The organism is Rhodococcus sp. IC4_135, from assembly GCF_011602025.1.
Taxonomy (GTDB): domain Bacteria; phylum Actinomycetota; class Actinomycetes; order Mycobacteriales; family Mycobacteriaceae; genus Rhodococcus_F; species Rhodococcus_F baikonurensis.
The window spans coordinates 422890-441921 of sequence record NZ_JAAOLG010000001.1; the positions used below are offsets into that span (position 1 = coordinate 422890).

The window sequence follows — 19032 nt, forward strand, 5'->3', positions numbered from 1 at the left end:
GCCGATTTCGATGACCTCCATCCTCGATCATCATGTTTCGCCTGACTTCGAGAGTTTGCTGACCTTGGAAAAGCTGAGCAGCAAGGAGTTTCGCGGATACTGTCACGCCGGGCATCCGATGAGGGCGTTCGGTGGGCAGGTGGCAGCCCAGGCTCTGACCGCAGCGGGAAGTTCCGTTCCATCGGAAAATCTCGCGCACTCTCTTCACGGCTACTTCCTCAGTGCAGGCGATCCCACCAAGCCGATCGTCTACGAGGTGGAACGACTCCGAGACGGGCGGTCGTATCGTTCCCGTCGGGTCACCGCGAGACAAGGCGGAGAACCGATCTTCACGTTGTCGGCCTCCTTCAAGTTGTCCGAAGACGGTGCGGATCGACAGTTGGTCATGCCTGAAGTGCCACCACCCGAGGACCTTCCGGATCCGTACGAGCACTGGGCGAAAGAGCGACCTGAGGAATATCAGGCCGCGACTACGGTTCGGGTGATGTCACTGCGCTTCGTACCGCAGGATCGGGTATCGGACTACCGTGCAGTACCGGGACTTTCGGAGCAGACAGTGTGGCTGAAACCTGCTCAGGCCTTGCCGGACAATCCATTGCTCCACGTCTGCGCGCTCACGTACGGCTCCGACATGACACTGGCGTCGACAGCGTCACTCGATATCCAGCCGCATCGTTCGATGCTCAAAGGAGAATCCAGGGCGATCGTGACCTCCCTCGATCACGCTGTGTGGTTCCACCGCCCGTTCCGGGCGGACGACTGGATGCTGTTCTCGCAAACCAGTCCGTCGTCCTGCGACGGGCGCGGTCTCTCGAGTGGGCATTTCTGGAGTAGGAAAGGAGATTTGGTAGCCACTGTGGTCCAAGAGTCGTTGGTCCGCCGGATCGATTAGAAGATTCATTCCATCCATTCCGAACAGCTGGAGGTTTTACTCATGACGCTCGCCTGGCCGACCGATATGCCCCGGTGCCTCGACTATCCGACGACAGGAATCGACGCAGTTCTGGCAGGGGCTGCTCGCGCGTACCCTGACCGAATTGCGCTGCAAGACGGCGACCTTGAACTCACCTTCGCCGAGCTGTACGAACGCGCACAGCGAGCGGCCGGGGGATTGCGTGCACTCGGGGTCCAGCCGGGGGACGTGGTGGCGCTCCATATGGCGAACAACCTGTGGTACGTCGTGGCGTACTACGGGGCGCTGTGTGCGGGTGCTGCTGTGGCGCCGGTCAATCCGACTCTCCCGCCGGCCGGTCTCCGCGATCAGTTGGACGATGTGAAGGCACGCGTGGTCATCTCGCACCCCGAATCCGTCGGAATCGTTCTGGCAGCGGCTGCGCAGTGCGTCGAGGCTGTGGTGTGCGTATCCGCGACACCTTCGGCGCCGACGACCGAAACGGCTCTGCCGGAGGGCGTTCTTGCATTCGGGGATCTGTTGCAGGCGCATCCGCTGACGTCGTACAGTGTCGATCCGGAGCTCGTCGCTCATCTTCAGCTGACCGGCGGTACGACCGGACGCTCCAAAGCTGTTCGCGTACTGAACCGTAACCTGGTCTCGAATGTCATCCAGATGGCGTCCTGGCGATCTGGGCTTCTCACCGAACTCGACGAACTCGGCGGGCTTCGAATGCAGTCGACCGTCGATCGCGGTCCTCATGCGCTGGTTCCGGGCGAAGGTGTCAACATCGCGGTGGCGCCACTCTTTCACGGTCTGGGCTTGGTCGGACAGAACGTCAGTACTCTGCTCGGATCGACTGTTGTCTTCACCGGCCGCTTCGATCCGGACCGGATGTTGGCAGACATCGAGCGCCTCGGCGTCACCCACATCACCGGTTCGCCCGCGATGTACTACGCGTTGTTGGCGAGCAACAAGATCGGATCGCACGACTTGTCCTCTGTGCGTGCGATCAACTCCGGGGCAGCCCCGTTCGACACGACATCGCTGCGGCGCCTGCAAACGATCTTCGACAATGCCTGGGTCACGGAGGGATACGGCCTGAGCGAAGCGACGATGGGCCTGACGGGTGCGCCTTTGAACTGTGACGTCGCGACGCCGCCGGACAGCGTCGGCGTCGCGATCTTCGACACCGAACTCGAGATCAGAGACGAGAATTCGGCAGTCCTCGGGGCCGGCGAGGTCGGTGAGGTCTGGGCCCGCGGGCCCCAGATCACCGACGGGTACCAGAACCAGCCGGAACTGACTGCGGTTCAGTTCCGCGGTGGGTGGCTGGCGACCGGAGACATGGGGCGGCTGGACGAGGCGGGGCACCTGTTTCTGGTGGGGCGATCGAAGGACATGATCATCTACAAGGGTTACAACGTGTATCCGCAGCCGCTCGAAGAGATTCTGTGTTCACACGCTGCCGTTGCACAGGCAGCCGTCGTCGGCGAACAGGCGCCAGTGGTCGGTGAGCGCGTGACGGCATTCGTTCAGTTGAACCGCGACTTCGCGTCCGAGACTGCGTCGGCCTTGAAATTGTTGGAGCGGGAACTGACGGACTACGTGGCCGCGAAGGTGGCGCCGTATCAGAAGGTTCGTTCCATCAGGTTCGTCGACCAACTGCCTGTCACGGCAACAGGGAAGATACAGAAGAACGTATTGAGGAACAGCCTTGTCGCCGACGCAGTCTAGGACGATCGTCCAGTAACTCTCCCGATTCGGTCCTGCCGCGGCGTGATTTCTGCGAGAGTGTCGAACATGCGTGGATTCCTGGTAGCCGGTGTGAGTACGTTCGCGGCGGTTGTCTCGGTAGTCTCGGCGCCCTCTGCCGGTGCCGAGACGACCGCGGGCCGAGCTCACTCGTTTTCCGAGACCACGTCCGTCGGCGTCCACAACTCCTACGAGAAGGCGACGTTCCCGTACTTCGCCGACGCTCTGGATTCAGGGGCGTCCCTGCTCGAGTTGGATCTGTGGACCAACGGCGGCGGTCCGGACTGGCGTGTGTCGCACATGAATCCGGTGGCGAGCGACAGCAATTGCGTCGGTGCGCAGGACGCTGCCGGATTGCGAAGCGGTCTGCGAGATCAGGGACTTCGCGGATGCCTGGCGGATATGCGCGCGTGGCACGAAGCCGATCCCGAGCATCCGCCGGTGATGATCAAGTTGGAACTCAAGGACGGTTTCACGGCCGGCTACGGACGTGGACCCGCCGATCTCGACGCCTTGATTCTCGGGACCCTAGGCGACGCGGTTTTCACTCCGTCCGATCTGATGGGTGAGTCCTACTCGACCCCGGATGCCGCGGTCGCCGAGCGCGGATGGCCGAGTGTTTCCGAGATGACCGGCAAGTTTTTGTTCGAGCTGATTCCGGGAACGATCGAGGAGGGAAACCCTCTCGACACGGACTGGACCGACCAGCAGTACGCGACGCACTTGCGAGATCTGTCCGCTGCCGGGCTCGTCCAACTCGGCGCGGCCTTTCCTGCTGTTCACCGGGCATCGCCGGGAGATCCCCGTCTCGACCGCTACGCCGATCCGGGGATCCGACCGTGGTTCGTGATTTTCGACGGCGACGCCCTCGCTTACACCTCGGGCGATGTGGAACCGCAGTGGTACCACGATCGTGGCTACCTGCTCGTCATGACCGACGCGCACAAGGTTGCTCCGCAGATCGACGGAACCCATGCCTCGGAAGCCGAAGCGAGCGAGCGACTCGACCGGCTGGCCGGTGAGCACGCGAGTTACATCACCGCGGACTGGTCGAGATTGCCGAACGTACTGTCCACCGTGGTGCCGCGTCGGTGATTTTCGCCGACAAGATCTGGCAGGCGGCAATTCTCAGGAACAGGGTGCAGGATGGGTTCATGCGCACTGTCACGTGGAATCCCGAAGTCTACGGCCGCTATTCGGGCGAGCGGTCACGCCCGTTCGTGGACCTGGTCTCACGGGTGACCACCGAAGACCCGACTCGGGTAGCCGACCTCGGCTGCGGCTCAGGCAACCTGACCGCGATGCTCGGGGAACGATGGCCGGACGCCTCGGTATCCGGATTCGACTCGTCTCCCGACATGGTGGCGCAGGCCCCGACAGACCTGCCGGGAAACGTCACCGTCGAGTTGGGGGACATCATGTCCTTCGACGCCACCGGTTACGACGTGGTCGTCAGTAACGCTGCATTGCAGTGGGTTCCGAGCCACCGCGAGCTGATCGACCAGTGGGCGGACACCCTGGCATCCGGGTCGTGGCTGGCGTGGCAGGTTCCGGGAAACTTCGATGCGCCGTCACATGCGCTCATGCGAGGCCTCGCGGAGTCCGCGGAATGGAGCGAGCGACTGGGCGGCGTCCTACGCGGCCCGGAAGGTGTCGACAGTCCGGTGGCGTACGCGCAGCGGCTGCAGGAACACGGGTTCGACGTCGACGCATGGGAAACGACGTACGTACACGTGCTGGCAGGTGCCGATCCCGTGCTCGGATGGGTACGGGGTACTGGACTTCGGCCGGTCCTGGACGTTCTCGGCGAGGCCGACGCTCCGGAGTTCGAGCGTCAGTATTCCGACCTGCTGCGAGAGGCGTATCCCGCCACGGCCGCCGGAACGCTGTTTCCGTTCCGGCGGGTGTTCTGTGTGGGACGCAAGCGGTAACTACTCGGCTGTGACGAAGCCTTCCGAGACCAGCCAGTCACGGGCCACGTCCGCCGGCTCCTTGCCGTCGACGTCGACCTGCCGGTTGAGCTCGGTCATCACCTCGTTGGTCAGTTTCTCCGAGATCGGCGCCATGACTTCGGCAACCTGCGGATGTGCCTCCGCGAAGTCCTTTTTCATCACCAGCGCCGGATTGTATTTCGGGAAGAACTGCAGATCGTCGTCGAGGAGAACCAGATCGAGTGCGATGATGCGACCGTCGGTGGTGAAGACTTCACCGAACTTGCATTGGTCGCTGTCGGCCGTCGCCTGGTAGATGATGCCCGTCTGCAGAATCTGCCGCTGGGCTCGCGAGGCGTCGAAGCCGTACTTGGCTGCCAGACCCGGATAGCCGTCCTGACGGACGTTGAACTCGGTCTCGACGCACGTCACTGCAGCACCGGGATCGGATTCGACCAACTTCGCGTAGTCGGAAACCGTCTTGACGCCGGTCTTCTCGGCGGTCTCCTTGCTCATCGCCAATGCATACGTATTGTTCATCGGCGCCGGATCAGTCCACACCATGTCGTTAGCGGCCAGATCTGCGTCGCGGACCGCCTCGAACTGCGCCTGCGAGTCGGGAAGTGGAGTTTCGTTTCCGAGATAGTTGATCCACCCGGTCCCGGTGTACTCGTACGCAAGGTCGATCTGCCCGTTCAACTGTGCGTCACGGGTGCTGTTCGAGCCCTGAATGTTCGTGAGATCTCGAACATCCGCGCCTGCCGCCGCCATAGCGAACTCGATGACGTACCCGAGCACGATCTGCTCGGTGAAGTCCTTGGAGCCGACGGTCATCTTCACTCCCTCGAGCTCGGGAACGGGCTCGATGCTGCCGGGGCCGACTGCCAGCGGCAGTGCGCCACCGGATTCCAGGCCGCAGGACGCGACAAGGGTGAGGCCGAGCGTGGCAACTGCGAGTTTCCAGCCCCGCGTTCTGGTGATCGAAGTCTTGGTCATCGTAATCCCTTGGGCCCGAGATAAGTTTCGGCGAGCGCGCCGAGCCAGTCGATCAGCAAGGCCAACGACACTGCGAGTACGGCGCCGACCACGAGGGTGACGTTGTCGCGCAGTTTGTACCCGGTGTCGATCAGAATGCCCAGACCACCGGCACTGACCAGGAAGCACAGCGTTGCCGTGCCGACGGCCAGTACGAGCGAAGTGCGAAGGCCCGCAAGAATGTACGGGACAGCCATCGGGAATTCGAGCTGACGCAGTACGGTCAGAGAAGACATCCCCTGACCACGTCCGGCGTCGATCAGAGTCTTGTCCACCTGCTGATAACCCAGAATCGTGTTGCGTAGCACGGGAAGCAGTGAGTAGAACGCGATCGGAAACACACCGATCCAGAAGCCCGTCGTTCTGGTCGCGAGATAGAAAAGCACCAGGAGGCCGATGGCCGGTGCCGCGGCCCCGATGTTCGCGATGCCGACGAAGAACGGTGCCAAGCGGGTGAATTTCGGTCTGGTCAACAATGTTCCGAGCGGAACCGCGATGGCGACGACAATGATGACCACAGCGGCGGTGATCAGCACGTGTTGCCACGTCAGCGTGACGATGTTGTCGAGATTGATGCTGGCCTTCTGTGTCGCGTTCAGTTCGCGCGTGAACGCCCAGGTCAGCACGCCCGCGACAAGAATCAGAACAATGACGGGTTGAACGTACAGCCGCATCCGCTCAGCTCGGCGGGTGGCCGCATTCTCGGCGGCGCCGAGATCGGGAGCGTCCGGTTCCATCTCGGGCGCGGCGACGAGGTCTTCGGTCGTGGCACTCATATTCGACCCTCGACGTTCTCGGCGTCGGACTCGTCGTCGTCGTGATCGTGGGCATGCTCCTCGCGCATCTCGGAGAGATGGCTGACCAGCGTGTCGATCGTGATGAGGCCGACGTACTCGCCGCGCCGTCCGGTGACCACGGTGGATGCATTGCTCTCGGCGAGAAGAGCTTCCAACGCATCCTGCAGGGTGGACTGGATGGACACGGCCTCACCGATCTCGTTACCGACACCTCGAAGGGTCGACGCGTGAGCGAGGTGCCCGGGTGAGACCCAGCGAAGCGGTCGGCCACGCTGATCGAGAATCAAGGCCCATTTCCACTTGCGTGCTGCGAGTGCGGTTCTCAAGTCGTCGACCGAATCGGTTTCGCGCGCGGTGAGGCACTGCTTGAGTTTGATCTGACGCACACGGGTCAAGGTCAACTGCTTGAGTGATGCGTCGGCGCCGACGAAACCCGCGACCATGTCGTTGGCGGGATTGGCGAGGATCGCTTCGGGGGTGTCGTACTGCATGATGCTGGACTGGTTACCCAGCACGGCAATTCGATCCCCGAGCTTGACTGCCTCGTTGAAATCGTGGGTGACGAACACGATGGTCTTGCCCAACTCCGACTGCAGACGCATCAGTTCGTCCTGGAGGAGACCGCGAGTGATGGGATCGACGGCACCGAAAGGCTCGTCCATCAACAGAACCGGGGGATCGGCGGCGAGTGCCCGCGCCACGCCCACGCGCTGTTGCTGGCCACCGGAGAGCTGTCGTGGGTACCGGTCACGATAAGTCTCGGGGTCGAGGCCGACGAGGTCGAGCATCTCGTCGGTCCGTGCCGCGATTCGCTTCTTGTCCCAACCGATGAGGCCGGGCACCGTCGCGACGTTCTTCGCAATGGTGAAGTGCGGGAACAAGCCTGCTTGCTGAATCGAGTATCCGATGCCGCGGCGAAGCTTGTCCGGGTCGATGGACAGGGCGTCTTTGCCGTCGATGGTGATCTTGCCCGAGGTGGGTTCGATCAGACGGTTGATCATGCGCATCGTCGTCGTCTTGCCGCAACCCGAAGGTCCGACGAATACCACGATCTCGCCGGCGGGAACAGTCAGCGAAACATTGTCCACCGCTGCAGCTTTCTGGCCCGGGTAACGCTTGGTCACGGATTCGAGAACGATCTCGACTCCGGACACCTTCTGATCAGCGGATACGTCGGACGGAATGGTTTCGGTCATTGCAGCCCCTTCGAAGTAGTGAGACGGCCGATGACGACGTAGATTCCGTCGAGGATCAGGGCCAGAATGACGATGAGTACGGTGCCGACCAGCGCTTGCGGAACAGCATTGGGGCTGCCTACCCGCGAGAGTCCGGAGAAGATCAGGTTTCCCAGACCTGGACCTTTGGCGTATGCGGCGATGGCCAGGATGCCCATGAGCATCTGCGTACTGACCCGCATGCCGGTGAGGATCGAGGGCCACGCAATCGGTAGCTCGATTCGACTCAGTACGTGCATGCGATTCATTCCGACGCCGCGCGCCGCGTCGGTGATGGCCGGGTTGACCGCATCCAGGCCGATGATCGTGTTCCGAATGATCGGGAGCAGGGCATACAGGATCAGTGCGGTGATCGTCGGGGCGACGCCGAGACCGAGAATCGGAATGAGCAGTCCGAGAAGAGCGAACGAAGGAACCGTCAAGATCGTGCTGGCCAAAGCTGTTGCCACGGACGAACCGACCGGGCTTCTGTAGACGAGAATTCCGATGATCACGGCGGCAATCGTCGCGATGATCACGGACTGGATAACTGCTGAAACATGTAGGTACGAGTCGGTCATCAATTGTTGTCGTCGTGCAACGACAAAATCCCATAGCGCGCCCATATTTCCGAACCCACTTTCTTCGGACTTCTGCTCGCAAACGTCTTCCCTCGACACCGACCGGCGCACAAGGGCTTTCCCCGCAGCCGTTTCCGGCCGAGGGGTTTGTCTCGACTGTCGTCCAAAAACTCCGATACTGCAACTAATTCCGATTGCAGCGTGTCGGATGTTGTTCTGGACGTGCGAGTTTGCGAGTCGCGTCTCTGTACCCAGCAGACAACCATCTCAAACGTGCTGGAAACAGCAAAGCGGGAGAGCTCCGAAGAACCCTCCCGCCTTGTACGAATCTTTCCGAATTGGGCTCAGGCCCAGCTGAGCGCGTCCTCGTCGGAGAGGCGTGGGAGACGATCGAACCACGGGTTCTCGCCGGGGTGGCCGATGTTCACTACGAGGATCGTCTTGAAACGTCCGTCCGCGAAGAATTCGCCGTCGATGCCGGCCGCATCGAATCCGGCCATCGGGCCGGCGACCAGACCCTGTGCACGAATCGCGAGGATCACGTAGCCGGCCTGCAGTGCGGCGTTGAACCGACTGGTCGAACTGGCGGCAGCTTCGTCGGATTCGAAGTAGTCCTTCATCTCCGGGCGGACGGGGAACAGGGTGGGGATGTGCTTGTAGAACTCGGTATCCACTGCGAGAACCGCAACTACAGGAGCCGCTTCGGTCTTGGCCTTGTTTCCGTCAGCCATGTGCTCGACGAGGCGCGCTTTGCCCTCCTCGGTGCGAACGAACAACACGCGCAGTGGATTGGTGTTTGCCGCGGTCGGTGCCCACTTCGCGAGCTCCCAGATTGCGGTGAGCTGGTCGTCGGTCACGGGCTCGTTCGAGAAGGAATTGGCGGTGCGAGCCGCGGTGAAGAGGAGTTCGCGGCCGGCTTCGTCGAGTTGCTGGGCGGTGAATGGGGTGGCTGCGTCGAGAGACATCGGGGGATTCCGTTCCGTGGTAGCTCGACCGAGCGTAACCCGGTAAAGCTAGTTGCTAGTAAAAAAATAGTGCCTACGGATACGGTAGCACTGTGGCTAGGATGGTGGGGTGGCGAGCAAGAGCGAAGCGGAACACGAGCCCCGCGCATGTGACGGGGCGTTGGCCCGCGCGTTCGGCTTCCTGGGCAAACGGTGGAACGGCGTCATTCTCGGCACGCTGCTCAACGGGCCGGCGGGATTCTCCGAACTCAAGCGCGCAGTTGGCGGGATCAGTGATTCGGTACTCTCGGAACGCCTGACGGAGTTGGCGGGGGCAGGCTTGGTGACGAGGAGCGTCGATGCAGGTCCGCCCATCGCCGTGGAGTACGAACTCACGGCGTCGGGGCAAGCACTGCTTCCAGCCCTCAGCGAACTGACAACCTGGGCTGCCGAGAACTTGCCACCTGAGAATTGCTCGAACTGAGCTAACGCGTGTGAACGGTCCTGCGTGCCGTGTACCAGGTTTCACCAGCGGGTTCTCCGGCCAGGTTCCAACTCCACGAGACTGTCGGCGTGATGCGTGAATAGATTCCGGGGCCGACCATTCCTACCCTCTCGATCGGCCGTTCAGCGATTCCGTAGATTCTGATTCCGCGCGCGACGAATGGCTCGAACGACGGCATGTCGTCGATGACCAGGGCGACTTCGAGTTGTCCTGACCCGATGTTGCGGAACTTCTTGGTCCGCATGACCGCCTCGCCGACCCCGCCGATCCACAGGTGGGCCCCGTCGTACTCGAAGGCCAACGGAACGACGTCGGGTTGTCCGTTCGGTGAGACGGTCGCTACGCGCGCCAGCGGCTGCGACTGCAAGTAGGCGATCTCTTCGTCCGTGAATGACATGTGTTTCTCCTTCTGTAGCTTCTCCCGGGTAACAGCTTCTCCACGGCAATGACGAAACATGCACGCAACGTAGATGCAACGTATCCAAAACTAGTGTTCTGGATCACACAGTTTTGGTCGGGTTCAGATGTATCGACGTGAATCTGTGGGCAGAACGGGTCCTGTTCGCTACCGGTGGCGGATGAGGACAAGGTTCCGCGGGTTGAGCACACAGCCCGCGGAACCGCTCCCCATCAGGGCACCGGCCGACAGGAGTCCAGGTGTCCGTAGTTGCGGAAGTCTCTGCGATCGATTTTGCGGAAACCGAATTCGAGAGGGCTCGAGGATCGGCCCTGATTCGCGAAGTCGGCCCGCTCGTTCCTGGCCCACCGTCCTTGGCGATGTGTCTGAGCGAACCGACGCGCGGACTCGTCGACATCGCGTCGTTACTCGTAGCTGCGCCGTGGCTGCTTCGATCGCCGCGAGGGGACGGTCACCCGGTCCTGGTTCTTCCCGGTCTGTTGACGTCCGATGTGTCCACGTTCGCGTTGAGGGCGTATCTCGGATTCCTCGGATATCGTGTCCACGGCTGGAATCTGGGCATCAACACCGGTCCGACGGCGATGGTGGTCGACGGATTGCCTGCCGCATTGGCTGCAGTGTCCGATCGGTACCAGCAGAAGGTGTCGGTGATCGGCTGGAGTCTGGGCGGAATCTACGCTCGAAAGCTGGCGAGGGACCTGCCGGACTCAGTACGTCAGGTGGTGACACTCGGTTCGCCTTTCGGTCTCACCAGTCTGGAGCAGACGCGAGTCGGATCGCTCTACGCTCGTTTGTCCGGCAACCATGCCATGATGCCTCCGGTCGACGGCATCGAATCCGAACAGGGACCGCCCATTTCGGTACCTGCCACGTCGGTCTACTCCAGGCACGACGGCATCGTTCCGTGGCAAGCGTGCTGTGAAACCACGTCTGGACTATCGGAAAGCGTTGCGGTGCAAGGTAGTCACATGGGGCTGACTCACAACCCCTCTGCGTTGTGGACGGTTGCCGATCGTCTGGCGCAGGACGTCGACAACTGGCAACCCTTTGCGGCACCGAAACGACTTCGACGGATGTTTCCCGTCGAGGTGTGAGGCCGAGGTGTGAGGCTGAGATGTGGGGGAGAACCCTGAGTCCCACGCGGGGACGGACCTGTACCTGAGTATGTACGGCACCGGAAAAGATGGGTCCATGGCCTGATGCGCGTGAGTGCCCCGGCGGCGGATAGTGGAAGTCGACGCGGACAGTCCGCGAGATCCACTGAAGGGACACCGAACATGACTTCGCCCATGAAGACCCGCAAACTCACTCGAGCTCGCTCCGGCGCGATGTTCGGCGGGGTGTGCGCCGGGATCGCTCGATACTTCGGGTGGAAGTCGTCGACCGTCCGCTTGCTGTTCGTGCTCTCGTGCTTGCTGCCCGGCCCGCAGTTTCTGATCTACATCGTGATGTGGATTTTCATTCCTCGTGAGCAAATCTGATCGAATCGCTCAGCGGCGCCGATTCTTCATGAGTTGTTTCGCTTCGTGCAGTTCTTCGGTGCTCAGGGGAGGGAGGGGAAGCGAGTCACGATGCAATCCCTCGGTGCGTAGTCCGTCGAGCATCACCGAAAGGTATCGGCGCCACACAGTCGGGTTGACCGGCTGAGCAAATTCGGTGACTGCTCCCACCATGAAGATGAGGCCGAACAGGTCCGTGGGGACGGCGTCGGGACGCAGCATTCCGGCGTCCTGGGCCCGGTAGAAGATCCTCTCGACCGACGGTTCGACGATGGATCGTTGGCATGCCAGCTGCTCGCAGCCCTCGTCGGTTCCGTTCAGGACGTCTTTGAGCCCACGATTGACCGACATACGGCTGCAGGCGAATTCGGCGAACGTGACGAGTCCGTCCCACGGATCCGGATTGTTCAGTGATGCCTCGGCAGTGGCGGCGATGTCGGCAAAGTTCTGTTCGAAGACTCCGTCGATCAATTCTTCCTTGCTGGCGAACCGCCGATAGACAGTTCCGACGCCGACACCCGCGCGCCGGGCAACGTCGTCGAGTGTGACGTCGATCCCTTCTTCGGCGAACAATTCACGTGCGGCATCGATGATCAACTGCCGGTTACGTGCAGCGTCGGCGCGAAGCGGGCGCCCCATTGCGGTACTCATGTCTCCACTCTACCCGCCAAGTGGAGACAGCCTCTCCGTTTTCGTGTAGCGTTTTTGCTAACCGGAGAAGCCATCTCCGCATAGGTTGGGCGAGGGACTATGTCAGACATTGCTGAACGGACTGAATTCGAGCAGTCCTCAGCGCCTTCAGGGGACAACCACGCAAAGCGGTGGCTGGTTCTCGCGGTTCTGGGAATTGCGCAGCTGATGGTGGTCTTGGATGCCACCATCGTCAATATCGCGCTGCCGGCTGCGCAGCGCTCACTGGAGTTCGGTGATTCCGACCGCCAGTGGATCATCACGGCATACGCGTTGGCGTTCGGCAGCCTGCTGTTGCTCGGCGGTCGATTGAGCGACTTGTTCGGGCGCAGGCGAACGTTCATCGTCGGCCTGGTCGGCTTTGCGGTCGCTTCCGCCATCGGTGGCGCAGCCGTCAACTTCGAAATGCTTGTTGCCGCTCGCGCGGGCCAGGGCGTGTTCGGTGCGCTCCTTGCTCCGGCGGCACTGTCTCTGTTGTCCGTGACATTCACCGATCCGGGTGAGCGCGCCAAGGCTTTCGGCATCTTCGGTGCCGTGGCCGGCGGTGGTGGCGCCATCGGCCTGTTGCTCGGCGGAGCTCTCACCGAGTGGGTCGACTGGCGCTGGTGCCTCTTCGTGAATCTCTTCTTCGCGGCGATCGCATTGGTCGGAGCGGTTCTGTTGCTCGCGCCGCACACCAGTGATTCGCGGCCCAAGCTCGACATCCCGGGAACGATCCTGGTCTCCATCAGCTTGTTCAGCATCGTCTTCGGATTCTCGAAGGCCGAATCTGATGGGTGGAGTGCAACTCCCACCATTTCGTGGCTCGTTGCCGGCGTAGTCTTCATGGCTGCATTCATCTACTGGCAGACCAAGTCCGAACACCCGCTCCTTCCGCTGCGGGTGGTGCTCGACCGGATCCGGGCGGGCTCGTATCTTGCGATCTTCCTTTCCGGCGCAGGCATGTTCGCTGTCTTCCTGTTCCTGACGTACTACATGCAACTGATCCTCGGGTACAGCCCGATCATGACCGGTCTCGCATTCATGCCGATGGTATTCGGAATTGTCACGGCGGCAACGCTTTCGACAGCAGTCTTGCTACCTCGGGTTGGTCCGCGAGTGCTGATCGTGAGCGGAATGGTCATCGCCGCGATCGGAATGACACTGCTCGCCCAGATCTCCGTGGACAGCACGTACGCCGTCCACATCCTGCCCGGCCTCGTGGTCACCGGACTCGGAATGGGCAGCATCTTCGCCCCGTCGATGCAGGGGGCAACTTCGGGCGTGCATCACGAAGACGCCGGCGTCGCATCTGCCACCGTCAACACGATGCAGCAGGTTGGTGGCTCGATCGGAACTGCACTGCTCAGCACGATTGCAGCCTCGGCTTCCACCAACTACCTGGTGGGGCGCGAGATGAACCCGCTGACCCAGGCGCAGGCCGCCGTCGAGAGTTACACCACGACGTTCTACTGGGCAGCAGGCATTTTCGCGGTCGGTGCGGTGTTGACCGGACTGGTTCTTCGGAGCGGGCTGCTTCCGGACTCGCCGGAAGGTGAACCGGTAATCGCCCACTGACGGCAAATTTCGGGGTCGACGCCGCTACGGGGTCGACCCCGAAATCGAGTCAGCAGTTCTTCCCGGGCGTTGTCTGGAACCGATGAAGGACGTGATCGAGTTGCTCGGAGGAGAGCGCAGGCACGGGCAGTTCCCGATGTCCAGTGCGGGAAGCGCACAGTCCGTCGATCATGAACCCGAGGGCGCGGCGGTAAGCCTGAGGGGCCTCGTCGCCGCCGAACTTCTGAGCCATCTTGACGACCTGCATGAGAAGCGGAATGTCGTTGACTTCGAAGTCGCTCCGCAGGGTGCCCTGTTCCTTCGCGTGATTGACGAGTGCCGCGGTGTGTCGAGCGATTCCCGCACGCGCGCGAGCGAAGGTGTCGGAAGTGAAGCGTCCGTCCATCAGGAGATCGCCGAAACCGCGGTTGTCCGCCATGCGCAGCGAGATGACGTCGAGGAAGTAGACGAGACCTTCCCAGGCGTCCGGCATCTCGCGGGCGGTGGCGGCGATCGATTCGATCTCGGAGCACCGCGTGTCGAACAGAGCCTGGATCAGTTCGTCCTTGCTGGCGAATCGTCGATACACGGTTCCGACGCCGACGCCGGCGTGCTTCGCGACGTCGGCCAGTGTGGCGTCCAGTCCTTGGGCCGCGAACACCTCGCGAGCGGAGCAGAGAATCCGTTCGAGGTTGGCCTGGGCGTCGGACCGGAGGCGCGGCTGTGAGCAGTCGGCCGAGGTCCCCGCACGAGAAGCGTCGGGGTGGGTTGTCGGCATCCTCACAGTCTACGGCACTAAGCGGAATGATTGATTCCGTTAGTGCTATATTGCTAAGCGGAACGTGTGGTTCCGATTGTCCGTACGAGAGAAGCCGATATGAGCACGTCTGACATCTGGGTCGGGAGCAATCCGATCTCGATGGTGGGTACGCGGAGTGCAGGTTTCGCGGCAACGAGGCTTCGCGCCCTTGCCGGCGACGGCGCCTTTGCTCAGCTCGTTCGTTTTGCCCTTGTCGGCGGAGCCAGCAACATTCTCTACTTCGCAGCTTTCCTGGCGCTGCGCGGTGACGGAGCGCTGGTCGCCAACGCAGTCGGTGCGGTCTTGAGCACCATTTTGGCCAATGAGCTGCATCGCCGGCTCACCTTCCACGCCGCGGATCGCGTCAACTGGTTCACCGCGCAGTGGGAAGGCGGTGGTCTCGCACTGGTCGGGCTGATCGCCAGTTCCGCTGCCATCAGTGCGCTCGGTTTCCTGTTGCCCGGTGCGGATGGGCTACTTCAAGCGGGCCTTGTAATCGCAGTGAGCGGAATTGTCGGTGGCCTGCGATTTGTCGCGCTTCGTGGCTGGGTTTTCTGAGCGGTTCGCGAGTTCGGACCGGAACGGTTCGTAGGGAACACTGTGACCCATGAGCCTTTCGATAGCCGATTCCGGCGTCCATCTGGCTGTGCTCTGCATCGTCATGGCGCTTGTGGCCACACTGGTCTATCGATTCGCTCACCTCGGTAGCATTCGCGTAGTTCCCGGCGCGCTCGCGCGTGGCGCCCTCCAATTGGCTGCTGTTTCGTTGATTCTTGCCGCAGCCCTGGCTCACATCTGGTCAGCGCTCCTCGTGCTCGTCGGCATGTTCGCCGCAGCGTCGTTCACCGCTGCACGACGCTCCGGAGCAGGAACTTCCGGAGTGTGGCTGACCGTCGCGTTGGCGTCGGGAATCGGTGTTGTGCTGCCACTGATGCTGTTGTCCGGAGTGGTTCCCGTCGAGGGCGTCGCTCTGGTTCCGATCGGCGGAATCGTCATGGGCGGCGCCATGACAGCTACGTCGATGGCAGCCAAACGTGGACTCGACGCGGTTGACGATCGATACGGGGAAGTGGAAGCGGCACTGAGCCTGGGATTCTCGCAACGCGACGCACGGTGGGAAGTCGCCCGCACGGCTGCGTCCGACGCCCTCCTGCCCGGAGTCGACCAGACCCGAACCGTCGGTCTCGTGACATTGCCCGGAGCATTTGTCGGTGTGTTGCTCGCGACGGGGTCGGCTGTTCAGGCCGGTGCGGTACAGATTCTCGTCCTGGCAGGGCTGTTGTTGGCGCAAACTTGCTCGGTGGCTGTGGCTTTGGAGCTCGTCGCCCGCGGCTTCGTCTTTCGAGGTGAATCCGTCAGGCCTGCGCGAGTTCGTTGATCTTGTCGCTGCGAAGGACGCGGTCGGGCAGATCGGGCGCGTTCGCGGCGAGTGCGATCATTGCCTTGCCGATGTTCTCACTGGTGGTCACGCTGCTGGGCCAGACCTTTCGCAGGAGCGGGTACAGGGGCACGGAGACCTGATAGAACACCTTGTACCACCACGTCTTCGACGGTGATCCCGGCCGCGGACGGATGAATCCCGGCCTGAGGATGTAGGTCTCGAGGGGGAGAGCGAGCAACGCATTCTCGGTCGCGCCGCGTACCCGCTTCCACATGGTCTTGCTGGTTTCGGTGGAGTCGGCGCTTTCGCCGGATACGTAGACGAACACCATCTGCGGATTCACACGCGAGAGCGTTGTGGCGGCGGCGAGGGTGATGTCACGCGTGATGCGCGTGTAGTCGGCTTCGTTCATTCCGGCAGAGGACACACCGAGACAGAAGAAGCACGCGTCGGCGCCGGACAGATCGGTTTCGATTGCCGAGAAGTCCAGTAGGTCACGGTGAACGATGTCGACGATCTTCGGGTCGGTTGTACCGGCGGGATTGCGGCCGACGGTCACGACCGTGCCGATTCGCGGATCGTCCAGGCATTCGCGCATGACGCTGTTGCCGACCATTCCTGTTGCCCCGAAAATAACGACCTTCATTGTGTTTCCCCCGGTGTCGGTTCTGCTCTTCCGTGATGCGCACACTACTGAAGGGTTTGGATCTCCCGGTCCGAGAGTGGCCAACTGAACGCTTGACCTGCATTTATGGGTCCATTTTGAACCGACTCGTGACCAAAGTCCCTACAAACCGGCTGGACGGTTGGCTGAAAATAGTTTTATGAGCGAAGGAGTTGATGAAATACACGTGCTCGGGTCGGAGTCCGCGGGTCGGATGATCGAGGCGTCGACAATCATCGTCCTCGGTGCGCTCTGTGCCGTCGTCGCAGGTTCGGGCGTGTTTCTCGTCATCGGCTCGATCGGTGGATTTGCCCGCCTGCTCTATCTGGTCGTGCGGGCGCCGATCAACTCTTACTCGGCACCGGTTTCGAATGTCGAGCTGGTGCCTTCGAGAACGTCATGTGGTCGTTGATGCTCCCGAACGTGGAGTGAAGACGGTCAAGGATGTAGTTCTGACGCATGTTCCACGGTGACTTCGATCCCTGCTTCGGGAACTGTTCCACGGCACGCATGACATACCCCGACGCCAGATCCAGGATCGGCCGCTGGTCCATTTCTTCGGTCGCGTGCGGCACGCACTTCGAATAGTCGCGCTTGTCCATCTCCGTCAGCAGTCGGCACACGTACATCGACGTGAGATCTGCTCGCAGAGTCCACGAGGCGTTGGTGTAGCCGACGCACATCGCGAAGTTCGGTACGTCGCTGATCATCATGCCCTTGTAGACGTAACGATCACCGAGGGTGACGGGTTCGCCGTCCACTTCGATGGACATCCCGCCGCACGCCTCCATCTTCAATCCTGTTGCAGTGACGATGATGTCGGCTTCGATTTCGCGCCCTGACGCGAGACGAATCCCGGTCTCGGTAAAGGTGTCGATGTGATCGGTCTCGATCGAGGCCTTGCCGGATCGGAGGGCTTTGAACAAATCGCCGTCGGGTACGACGCACAAGCGCTGGTCCCACGGATCGTAGTTGGGTGTGAAGTGCGGATCGAGTGGGATCTCTTCCGGGAGTTGACGACTGATCGCGAGATTCAGCAACCTCTTTGCGCGCGCTGGACTGCGTCGGCACAGTTGGTAGAAACTCAGGTTCACTACGACGCTCTTCCATCGAGCGATGCTGTGCGCGAGTTGATTCGGCAACACCGCGCGGATGGTGTCCGAGACTTTGTCGCTGGACGGCAGTGCCAGAATGTACGTCGGTGATCGCTGGAGCATCGTGACATGGCTTGCGTCCCGCGACATGGTGGGGACCAAAGTGACTGCGGTGGCGCCGCTTCCGATCACCACGACCTTCTTGTCGGAGTAATCGAGTTCGTCGGGCCAGAATTGCGGGTGCACTACCTCGCCGGCAAACGATTCGCGACCGGGGAAGTCGGGGGTGTATCCGCCCTCGTAGCTGTAGTAACCGCTGCAGAGATAGAGGAAGTTACAGGTCAGTGTTTCGTCTTCGTCATCGGTGGTGACGGTGACCGTCCACGTCGAGTCCGCTGACGACCATGATGCGGCCGTCACCTTCCGGTTGTACCGAATCTTCTTGTCGATTCCGTTCTCGCGAGCGGTGTCACGGACGTACCGGAGAATCGAATCACCGTCGGCGATGGCCTTGGCGTCGGTCCACGGGCGAAACGGGTAGCCGAGCGTGAACATGTCGGAATCCGAACGGATGCCGGGGTACTTGAAGAGGTCCCAGGTTCCGCCGCTGTTCGCACGGGCCTCGAGGATTGCGTACGACTTTCCGGGGAGTTCGGTCTGAAGTCGATACGCAGCACCGATGCCGGACAAGCCGGCGCCGACGATCAGGACATCGAGGTGTTCGGTGCTCATCAGTTCGGACTCCGTATCGATTGCGCGGTCACCGGCCGAGAAGGTGGTCGAACTCCACACTACTGAACGATGCTCAGTAAGGCGAGGATGTCCATGCGATCTTCGGCGGCCGGACCGCCGCGCATAGGGGTTTACCTGCGGCGTCAGTGAGGCCGAGGTTTCCGTGAAGCACGCCGGAACCGTCGGTCTCGGCAATGACGTGCTCGGGGATCGCGTCGAACATCAGCTTTGCGCGCCGAAACATCTCGAAGGTCTGGTCTTCGGACACCGTCACCCAGGACAGGTAGATGAAGCGTCCGCGCGGTGGGCCTTGGATGTACGGACCGAGAATGTCCCAGGCACCGGCCTTTTGCTCCAGGTTCGCAGTCAGTTCCCACCGCGCTGTCTCGGCGTCTCCTGGTACGAGGTCGAGAATTTCGTGTGGCTTGCCTCGACGCTGAATGCCGACGTGGATGTTGCTTCGCCCCTCGAAGGTTGCGGTTTCGGAACAATCACGCCCGGGCAGGCTGTGGCCGGTGATGATGATCTGCATATCGACATCATGCTCTGCACTGATCGGGAGGGA

General features: G+C 61.7%; 22 protein-coding genes. 11 read left to right on the plus strand and 11 right to left on the minus strand.

Going from position 1 to position 19032, the window contains the following annotated elements; all coding sequences use genetic code 11:
- Window positions 1–10 precede the first annotated feature (10 nt).
- The 4 genes from G8767_RS02070 to G8767_RS02085 all read left to right on the plus strand — a co-directional run bounded on the left by G8767_RS02070 (window position 11) and on the right by G8767_RS02085 (window position 4578).
- A complete protein-coding gene (locus G8767_RS02070; protein WP_166809197.1) occupies window positions 11–892 on the plus strand; it encodes an acyl-CoA thioesterase II in 882 nt (293 codons plus the stop codon).
- A gap of 42 nt (window positions 893–934) precedes the next feature.
- Complete coding sequence (locus tag G8767_RS02075; protein ID WP_166809198.1) at window positions 935–2629, plus strand: class I adenylate-forming enzyme family protein; 1695 nt, start codon at window positions 935–937, stop codon at window positions 2627–2629.
- A 66-nt stretch (window positions 2630–2695) separates the two neighbouring features.
- Window positions 2696–3742: a phosphatidylinositol-specific phospholipase C domain-containing protein gene (locus G8767_RS02080; protein WP_206028798.1), complete on the plus strand. Its 1047-nt coding sequence runs from the start codon at window positions 2696–2698 to the stop codon at window positions 3740–3742.
- A gap of 59 nt (window positions 3743–3801) precedes the next feature.
- Complete coding sequence (locus G8767_RS02085) at window positions 3802–4578, plus strand: trans-aconitate 2-methyltransferase (protein WP_124567727.1); 777 nt, start codon at window positions 3802–3804, stop codon at window positions 4576–4578.
- Here the strand turns inward: G8767_RS02085 and G8767_RS02090 are convergent, their stop codons facing one another.
- The 5 genes from G8767_RS02090 to G8767_RS02110 all read right to left on the minus strand — a co-directional run bounded on the left by G8767_RS02090 (window position 4579) and on the right by G8767_RS02110 (window position 9170).
- On the minus strand, window positions 4579–5574 hold the full coding sequence (locus G8767_RS02090; protein WP_095968617.1) for a glycine betaine ABC transporter substrate-binding protein: 996 nt from the start codon (window positions 5572–5574) through the stop codon (window positions 4579–4581).
- Window positions 5571–6350 carry an ABC transporter permease gene (locus G8767_RS02095; RefSeq protein WP_095968866.1) on the minus strand — a complete coding sequence of 260 codons (780 nt, stop codon included), beginning with the start codon at window positions 6348–6350 and terminating at the stop codon, window positions 5571–5573. The genes G8767_RS02090 and G8767_RS02095 overlap by 4 nt, the downstream gene beginning before the upstream one ends.
- Before the next feature lie 35 nt (window positions 6351–6385).
- The gene (locus tag G8767_RS02100; protein ID WP_166809200.1) at window positions 6386–7606 is read right to left on the minus strand and encodes an ATP-binding cassette domain-containing protein; all 1221 of its coding nucleotides are present in this window, start codon (window positions 7604–7606) and stop codon (window positions 6386–6388) included.
- Window positions 7603–8250 carry an ABC transporter permease subunit gene (locus tag G8767_RS02105; protein ID WP_095968619.1) on the minus strand — a complete coding sequence of 216 codons (648 nt, stop codon included), beginning with the start codon at window positions 8248–8250 and terminating at the stop codon, window positions 7603–7605. The genes G8767_RS02100 and G8767_RS02105 overlap by 4 nt, the downstream gene beginning before the upstream one ends.
- 299 nt (window positions 8251–8549) lie before the next feature.
- The gene (locus G8767_RS02110) at window positions 8550–9170 is read right to left on the minus strand and encodes a malonic semialdehyde reductase (RefSeq protein WP_166809201.1); all 621 of its coding nucleotides are present in this window, start codon (window positions 9168–9170) and stop codon (window positions 8550–8552) included.
- Between the two features lie 109 nt (window positions 9171–9279).
- On the opposite strand from G8767_RS02110, the gene G8767_RS02115 reads away from it, so the two are divergent.
- Entirely contained in the window at window positions 9280–9633 is a 354-nt protein-coding gene (locus G8767_RS02115) for a helix-turn-helix domain-containing protein (protein WP_095968621.1), read from the plus strand.
- 1 nt (window position 9634) lies between these two features.
- On the opposite strand, the gene G8767_RS02120 is transcribed toward G8767_RS02115, so the two are convergent.
- Entirely contained in the window at window positions 9635–10051 is a 417-nt protein-coding gene (locus G8767_RS02120; protein WP_166809202.1) for a PPOX class F420-dependent oxidoreductase, read from the minus strand.
- 260 nt (window positions 10052–10311) lie between these two features.
- On the opposite strand from G8767_RS02120, the gene G8767_RS02125 reads away from it, so the two are divergent.
- Both G8767_RS02125 and G8767_RS02130 read left to right on the plus strand, forming a co-directional pair.
- Window positions 10312–11166, plus strand: a complete 855-nt coding sequence (locus G8767_RS02125; protein WP_166809203.1) for an alpha/beta hydrolase — start codon at window positions 10312–10314, stop codon at window positions 11164–11166.
- Window positions 11167–11349: 183 nt separating this feature from the next.
- On the plus strand, window positions 11350–11553 hold the full coding sequence (locus tag G8767_RS02130) for a PspC domain-containing protein (RefSeq protein ID WP_019745155.1): 204 nt from the start codon (window positions 11350–11352) through the stop codon (window positions 11551–11553).
- Window positions 11554–11562: 9 nt separating this feature from the next.
- Here G8767_RS02130 and G8767_RS02135 read toward each other — a convergent pair whose 3' ends face one another.
- Window positions 11563–12222: a TetR/AcrR family transcriptional regulator gene (locus G8767_RS02135; RefSeq protein WP_095968624.1), complete on the minus strand. Its 660-nt coding sequence runs from the start codon at window positions 12220–12222 to the stop codon at window positions 11563–11565.
- A gap of 99 nt (window positions 12223–12321) precedes the next feature.
- On the opposite strand from G8767_RS02135, the gene G8767_RS02140 reads away from it, so the two are divergent.
- On the plus strand, window positions 12322–13818 hold the full coding sequence (locus tag G8767_RS02140) for an MFS transporter (RefSeq protein ID WP_166809204.1): 1497 nt from the start codon (window positions 12322–12324) through the stop codon (window positions 13816–13818).
- Between the two features lie 49 nt (window positions 13819–13867).
- On the opposite strand, the gene G8767_RS02145 is transcribed toward G8767_RS02140, so the two are convergent.
- The gene (locus G8767_RS02145; RefSeq protein ID WP_095968625.1) at window positions 13868–14575 is read right to left on the minus strand and encodes a TetR/AcrR family transcriptional regulator; all 708 of its coding nucleotides are present in this window, start codon (window positions 14573–14575) and stop codon (window positions 13868–13870) included.
- Window positions 14576–14716: 141 nt separating this feature from the next.
- Here G8767_RS02145 and G8767_RS02150 point away from each other — a divergent pair, with 141 nt between their 5' ends.
- On the plus strand, window positions 14717–15154 hold the full coding sequence (locus tag G8767_RS02150) for a GtrA family protein (RefSeq protein ID WP_020908979.1): 438 nt from the start codon (window positions 14717–14719) through the stop codon (window positions 15152–15154).
- A gap of 49 nt (window positions 15155–15203) precedes the next feature.
- A complete protein-coding gene (locus G8767_RS02155) occupies window positions 15204–15974 on the plus strand; it encodes an ABC transporter permease (protein WP_095968626.1) in 771 nt (256 codons plus the stop codon).
- Here the strand turns inward: G8767_RS02155 and G8767_RS02160 are convergent.
- Window positions 15952–16623, minus strand: a complete 672-nt coding sequence (locus tag G8767_RS02160; protein WP_095968627.1) for an NAD(P)H-binding protein — start codon at window positions 16621–16623, stop codon at window positions 15952–15954. The two genes, G8767_RS02155 and G8767_RS02160, sit on opposite strands and share 23 nt — an antisense overlap.
- 178 nt (window positions 16624–16801) lie before the next feature.
- Here G8767_RS02160 and G8767_RS02165 point away from each other — a divergent pair, with 178 nt between their 5' ends.
- The gene (locus G8767_RS02165) at window positions 16802–17053 is read left to right on the plus strand and encodes a hypothetical protein (RefSeq protein ID WP_166809205.1); all 252 of its coding nucleotides are present in this window, start codon (window positions 16802–16804) and stop codon (window positions 17051–17053) included.
- Here the strand turns inward: G8767_RS02165 and G8767_RS02170 are convergent.
- Entirely contained in the window at window positions 16986–18467 is a 1482-nt protein-coding gene (locus G8767_RS02170) for an NAD(P)/FAD-dependent oxidoreductase (RefSeq protein WP_166809206.1), read from the minus strand. The two genes, G8767_RS02165 and G8767_RS02170, sit on opposite strands and share 68 nt — an antisense overlap.
- A gap of 73 nt (window positions 18468–18540) precedes the next feature.
- Window positions 18541–18999 carry a DUF5990 family protein gene (locus G8767_RS02175; RefSeq protein WP_166809207.1) on the minus strand — a complete coding sequence of 153 codons (459 nt, stop codon included), beginning with the start codon at window positions 18997–18999 and terminating at the stop codon, window positions 18541–18543.
- Window positions 19000–19032: the final 33 nt, after the last annotated feature.